Source organism: Prevotella sp. P2-180 (assembly GCF_002251435.1).
Lineage (GTDB): Bacteria > Bacteroidota > Bacteroidia > Bacteroidales > Bacteroidaceae > Prevotella.
In genome coordinates this window covers 91,011-97,998 of record NZ_NPJI01000103.1, presented here as the reverse complement: position 1 = coordinate 97,998, position 6,988 = coordinate 91,011, and the positions used below count along the sequence as shown (strand labels likewise).

Genomic DNA, 6,988 nt, shown 5'->3' with positions numbered 1-6,988 from the left:
TACAAGTTTTTAATGTTAAAAACACGTCACCAAACTGTTAAAAATAAACACGTTAAATTAACACTCTTATCGATAAAAACTATAGTGAAAATGGTACAGGAAAATTCAACAAACTTGACAGCCTAGGACAGACCCTATCGGAGATTGCAAAGAAAAACCATACTACAGTGGCAAAACTAAGGAAACTCAACGGCATAAAGGGGTCAAACATCAGGGCCGGAAAGAAACTTAGGGTGAGATAGAAAGAGCTAATATATATATTAATAAGGTATAGTTATGGATGACGAGCAGAAAAAAAGAGAAGAACAGGACGATATGCTGATAACAGGGGCGTTCCAGCATCTATTGGACACTTACAGCATATCCAGACACCGTCAGAAAGTTGATATCATCACTAAGGCATACAACTTTGCCCGACAGGCACACAAAGGAGTAAGACGACTCTCAGGAGAACCTTATATCCTACACCCGATAGCAGTGGCGCAGATCGCATGCGAGGAAGTGGGACTAGGTTCTACCAGCATCTGTGCAGCATTGCTGCACGATGTGGTGGAAGACACCGACTATACTACCGAAGACATCGAAAACATATTCGGCGCAAAAATAGCGCAGATCGTTGACGGACTGACAAAAATCAGCGGTGGAATCTTCGGCGAACAGGCATCGGCACAGGCAGAGAACTTCAAGAAACTGCTGCTCACCATGAGCGACGACATACGTGTCATCCTCATCAAAATATGCGACCGACTCCATAATATGCGCACCCTGGCAAGCCAGCCAGCAAGCAAACAGTATAAGATTGCCGGAGAGACACTCTATCTCTACGCCCCACTGGCCAATCGCCTCGGACTTAACAAAATAAAGACCGAACTTGAAGACCTGAGCTTCAAATACGAACACCCTGACGAGTATGCCGCAATAGAGAAAAAGCTCGCCTCCACACAGGAGTCGCGCCATGAACTCTTCGACCTGTTTACCTCGCCCATAGAGCAAGCCCTCGACAATATGGGCATAAAGTATGTCATAAAGGAACGCGTGAAAAGCCCTTACTCCATCTGGAACAAGATGCATAACAAGCATGTCTCGTTTGAGGAAATTTACGATATACTTGCCGTAAGAATCATATTCACACCAAAACACAGGGAAGACGAAATCAACGAATGCTTCAACATCTATGTCGCCATCAGCCAAATATACAAGTCACATCCCGACCGACTGCGCGACTGGCTTAACCATCCAAAAGCCAACGGATATCAGGCTCTGCACGTAACACTGATGTCGAAACAAGGACGATGGATCGAGGTGCAGATAAGGTCCGACCGTATGGACGAAATTGCTGAACAGGGATTTGCTGCCCACTGGAAATATAAGGAGGGAGGAGAAATAGAGTTTACTGAAGACGAGGGAGAACTCAACGAGTGGCTACACACCATTAAGGAAATACTCGACGACCCGCAACCAGACGCCATGGACTTCCTCGACGCAATAAAACTCAACCTCTTTGCCTCGGAGATATTCGTATTCACACCAAAGGGAGAGATAAAGACCATGCCGGCAGGATGTACGGCCCTCGACTTTGCCTTCTCTATACATACCTTCCTCGGAAGCCATTGTATCGGTGCAAAGGTCAACCATAAACTCGTGCCACTGAGCCATAAGCTGCAAAGTGGCGACCAAGTGGAAATCATTACATCAAAGTCGCAACACGTACAGGCTTCATGGATCAACTTCGTGTCCACAGCAAAGGCCAAGGCTAAAATACAAGCCATACTCAGACGCGACGGTAGAGAGATACAAAAGCAGGGTGAAGAGCAGTTGCGCTCGTTCTTCACTGTAAACGATATCGAATATACCACAACGGCTATCGACCAGCTTGCCGTATTCCACAACGTGCCAAAACGCGAAGACTTCTTGCGTGGTGTCGGAGAGAAAACTATCATACTCGGTGAGAAAGACATCGACGAACTAACAGGTCGACGAAAAGAAACCACAGGAAAGGGATGGAGAAAGTTTGTACCATTCTTCAAGACTGGAAAAAACAAGAAGACGGAAGAGCAGGGCTCTTCTAATCTGATGGTCGTCGACGATAAGCTGAACAGGAAAAAACCTATATTCATTACCGACAGCAACATATCGCAATATAAGTTCATGCACTGTTGCCATCCTATCCCAGGTGACGATGTGCTCGGATTTATCGACAACAAGAAGCAGATAGAGATTCATAATAGGGCATGTCCCGTGGCAGCGCGACTGAAGTCGAGCTTCGGCAATCGCATACTCGATGCAAAGTGGGAGATGAACAAAACACTATTCTTCGACGCGACAGTGCAAATTAAGGGCATCGACCACATCGGATTGCTCAACGAGGTGACCAACGTTATCTCACGACAGATGAATGTCAACATCCACACCGTAAACATCACATGCGACGACGATATCTTCGACGGGCAATTCGAAATCAGGGTTCATGATCGTGAAGACGTGAGACTACTCATCGACAATCTGAAGAAAATCAGCGGACTGCAAGAAGTAAGTCAGATTATGTAAATGAAGAATGAAGAGTGAAGAATGAAGAATATTATTATTTCTCTTTTGGCACTGCTGGCGCTCACAGCTTCTGCCGCAAACAAATATGATAATCCTGACACACTCGTCGTGGCACGCGACGGTACAGGAGAGTTCCGAAACGTCGACGACGCCATAGAGGTGTGCAGGGCGTTTATGGACTACCATAAGGTGATTTACGTGAAGAAAGGGGTGTATAAGGAAAAACTTATCATCCCTTCCTGGCTCACCAATATAGAAATATGTGGAGAGGACAGAGACAACACCGTCATCACCTGGGACGACCATGCCAACATTAAAACCCAAGAAAGACCTAACGGCATGGGCACCTTCAGAACTTATACACTGAAAATTGAAGGCAGCCACATCACACTGAAGAATATCACAGTCGAAAACAATTCGGCCAGACTCGGACAGGCTGTCGCACTACACACAGAAGGAGACTGCCTAACATTCGTCAACTGTCGCTTCCTCGGCCATCAAGACACAGTCTACACCGGAGTGGCTGGCAGCCGACAACTGTTCAACAATTGTTATATAGAAGGCACCACCGACTTCATCTTCGGTCCGGGCACGGCATGGTTTGAAAACTGCGAGATACGCAGCAAGGCTGACTCATACATCACTGCCGCCTCCACACCAGCCGACCAACCCTACGGCTACGTGTTCCACAACTGCCGACTGACTGCCGACCCCAACGTGACGAAGGTATATCTCGGCCGTCCATGGCGCGACTATGGCTATACGCTCTTCATGGAATGCGAACTTGGATCCCACATACGACCTGAAGGCTGGCACCATTGGCAGAAAAACAGAGAGCAGACGGCCCGCTACCTCGAATACCGCAACCATGGAGCCGGAGCAGACACAAAGAATAGAGTGGGGTGGAGCCGTCAAGTGACCGACAAGGAAGCAAGGCATATCACACCCGAAAATGTTATAGGAAAATTCTAAATCATAGGCATCTGTAGTAGAGAAGTCGCCTTTTCTCCATATAAGGTATAATAATTGTTAATTTAGGTACAATTTTTGAGATAAAACTTTAATATGTGACATTTTTAATATAAATTTGCAACGGAAATTCCTACGAACAAGCATTGTCGTAAAGGAAACCTATTAAACAAACTATATTATAAAAGAAATCAATAATTAATTTAATTTTATACTAACTAAAAAAGACAAACGTATGAAACAACAGCTCAAGAGAGCCTCTGTGGCTCTGCTCATGACGATGGTTTGTTTCCTCGCTTTTGCGCAAAAAACTATCACCGGTACGGTAAAGGACTCCAGTGGAGAAGGCGTCATCGGTGCAAGTGTCCTTGAAAAAGGTACGCAAAATGGCGTCGTGACAGACTTCGACGGTAATTTTACCATCAAGGTTTCGGGAAAGAACCCGATCGTAGTGTCTTACATCGGTATGAAGACACAAACCATTGCAGTGGGAAACAAATCAAAGTTCGACATCACTCTCGAAGACGAGGCTACAAGCCTTAACGACCTCGTGGTGATCGGTTATGGTACAGTTCGCAAAAAGGACCTCACTGGTTCTGTGGCTACCGTTAACAACAAAGCTCTTCAGGAAGTGCCTGTGGCTTCGGCTTCTGAAGCTCTTACAGGTAAGATGGCTGGTGTGCAGGTGACCACTACTGAAGGTTCGCCTGACGCTGAGGTGAAGATTCGCGTGCGTGGTGGTGGTTCTATCACACAGAGCAACGACCCGCTCTACATCGTCGACGGATTCCCTGTGGAGACAATCTCTGACATACCTGCTACCGACATCGAGGACATCACAGTGCTCAAGGATGCTTCTTCTACAGCCATCTACGGTTCGCGTGGTGCTAACGGTGTAATCCTCGTTACTACTAAGAGCGGTAAGAGCGGTAAGGTGAACGTGAGCTACAACGCTTACTACAGCTGGAAGAAGATTGCCAATACCTTCGACGTGCTCAGCACCTACGACTACGCTAAGTGGCAGTATGAGCTCGCTCTGCTCAAGAATGAGAACGACCTGAGCTCTTACACTCAGTATTTCGGTGAGTATCAGGACCTCGATCTTTACAAGGACATCGAGGGCAACGACTGGCAGGACGTAATGTATGGCCGTACAGGTAACACCTTCAACCACAACGTGAACATCACCGGTGGTACCGACCAGATCAAGTATGCCTTCAGCTATGCCCACATGAACGACAAGGCCATCCTGCTCGGTTCAAGTTACAAGCGTGATAACTTCAGCCTCAAACTGAACACCAAGCCTACAAAGCGCACTACACTCGACTTCCAGGCTCGCTACTCTGATACAGACGTTTATGGTGGTGGTGCTCAGGATGCTACAGGTGCATACGACACCGACCGCCGTCTGAAGTACTCTGTTATCTATACCCCGATTCCTCTCGCCAACCTCGATGCTTCTGCCGGAGCTGCCGACGACGACCTCGGTAACCTCTACAACCCAGTTGAGGCTCAGCGCGACAACGACATGGAGCGTGAGAAGAAGACTCTTAACATCGCCGGTTCGTTCGGATGGGAAGTGATTGACGACCTCCGCCTGAAGACTGAGTTCGGCTACGATGACTACAACCAGTACGACAAGAAGTTCTTCGGTCTTACTACATATTATGTTAAGAACGTACCTGCAGGTGAAAACCAGAATATGCCGGCCATCCGTCTTATCGACACCAACCGTCATCGCTTCCGCAACACCAATACCATCAGCTACGACTTCAAGAAGTTGCTTAAGAGCGAAGACCACAGCCTTAACCTTCTCGCAGGTCACGAGTATGTAATCACAAAGAAGCGTGTCAACACCAACGAGGCACACGGTTTCCCAGTTGACTTCGACGCTTCTACAGCATGGAAACTCACATCTCAGGGTACTCCATATCAGATTGACGACGTATATAGCGCCGACGACAAGCTCCTCTCTTTCTTCGGCCGTCTGAACTATAACTTCCAGGACAAGTATCTCTTCAGCGCCACATTCCGTGCCGACGCTTCTTCTAAGTTCGCAAAGGAAAACCGTTGGGGTTACTTCCCATCAGCTGCCGTCGCATGGCGTATCTCTTCTGAGCCATTCATGAAGGGCACCAGCAAGTGGCTCGACGACTTGAAGCTCCGCTTCTCTTATGGTACTGCCGGTAACAACAACATCCCTGTAGGCCAGCTCTCACAGACCTACGAGCTCAAGACCTCTACATGGGTAAACGACTTCACCAGCTTCTGGGCTCCTTCAAAGACCATGGCTAACCCTGACCTGAAGTGGGAGACCACCATCACACGTAACGTAGGTCTCGACTTCACCCTCTTCGGTGGCAAGTTCAGCGGTAGCGTTGAGGCTTATCTCAACACCACCAAAGACCTGCTCATTGCATTCCCTGTAGGTGGTACAGGATATGACAACCAGTATCGTAACATGGGTGAGACCGAAAACAAGGGTCTTGAAATCACTGCCACATGGCATGCAATCAACAAGAAGAATGTCGGTCTCGACATCAATGGAAATATTGGTTTCAACAAGAACAAGATCAAGGACCTCGGTGCCATGGAAGACTTCGGATGGAACAGCCGCTGGGCTTCTACCGAAATCGGTCAGGACTACTGGCTCGCCGTTGGTCAGCCCGTAGGACAGATTCGTGGCTACCAGAGTGCAGGACGCTATGAAGTCAGCGACTTCGAAGGCTACGACAAGAAGACTGGCAAGTGGATTCTTAAGGAAGGTGTTGCCGATGCTACTCCTGTTATCGGAACAGTACGCCCAGGTTCGCTCAAGCTCGTTGACCAGCCTACTGAAGAAGGTGGCAAGGGTAACGGTATGATCGGCGAAGAGGACAACGTGATTATCGGTGATGTTAATCCTGATTTCACCGGAGGTTTCGGTATCAACGCCCGTGCATACGGCTTCGACCTCTCAGCACAGTTCAACTTCTCTGTAGGCAACGAGATATATAACGCTAACAAGATTGAGTTCACATCTACAGGTAAGTATCAGTATCGTAACATGATTACCGAGATGGCCGACGGTGTACGTTGGACCAACCTCAACGAAGACGGTACACTCTGTAACGATCCTGTTCAGCTCGCCGAGATGAACAAGAACACCACAATGTGGTCGCCTTATATGAGCAAGATGGTGCTTACCGACTGGGCTATCGAGAACGCCTCGTTCCTCCGTCTGAACACACTCTCGCTCGGATATACATTGCCAACAAGTTTGACAAAGAAGGCTGGCATCAACAGCCTCCGCTTCTATGTAACGGCTTACAACGTGTTTACCATCACCGACTACTCAGGTGTAGACCCAGAGTCTGATTGTATCCGCAACACCTCGCTCACACCATGTGTTGACTACTCAGGTTATCCACGCAGCCGCTCATTCGTAGTAGGTTTGAACTTGAACTTCTAATATATAAATAAGGAACATATT

At 47.8% G+C, this 6,988-nt stretch carries 3 protein-coding genes and 1 pseudogene; all 4 read left to right on the top strand.

The annotated features are described in order from the left end of the window. Positions 1-125: 125 nt before the first annotated feature. A pseudogene (locus tag CIK98_RS18775) lies at positions 126-242 on the top strand (LysM peptidoglycan-binding domain-containing protein); the annotation flags it as partial. A 34-nt stretch (positions 243-276) separates the two neighbouring features. Continuing rightward, positions 277-2,547: a bifunctional (p)ppGpp synthetase/guanosine-3',5'-bis(diphosphate) 3'-pyrophosphohydrolase gene (locus CIK98_RS14740; protein ID WP_094385549.1), complete on the top strand. Its 2,271-nt coding sequence runs from the start codon at positions 277-279 to the stop codon at positions 2,545-2,547. 21 nt (positions 2,548-2,568) lie between these two features. Further along, positions 2,569-3,519 carry a pectinesterase family protein gene (locus CIK98_RS14735; protein ID WP_094385547.1) on the top strand — a complete coding sequence of 317 codons (951 nt, stop codon included), beginning with the start codon at positions 2,569-2,571 and terminating at the stop codon, positions 3,517-3,519. 232 nt (positions 3,520-3,751) lie between these two features. Further along, positions 3,752-6,967: a TonB-dependent receptor gene (locus CIK98_RS14730; protein WP_094385545.1), complete on the top strand. Its 3,216-nt coding sequence runs from the start codon at positions 3,752-3,754 to the stop codon at positions 6,965-6,967. The last annotated feature ends 21 nt before the right edge of the window (positions 6,968-6,988 follow it).

What these genes read in the sequence shown, in the direction of transcription:
- CIK98_RS14740 (WP_094385549.1), top strand. Translation starts at nt 277, where the DNA reads ATGGATGACGAGCAGAAAAAAAGAGAAGAACAGGACGATATGCTGATA.
- CIK98_RS14735 (WP_094385547.1), top strand. Translation starts at nt 2,569, where the DNA reads ATGAAGAATATTATTATTTCTCTTTTGGCACTGCTGGCGCTCACAGCT.
- CIK98_RS14730 (WP_094385545.1), top strand. Translation starts at nt 3,752, where the DNA reads ATGAAACAACAGCTCAAGAGAGCCTCTGTGGCTCTGCTCATGACGATG.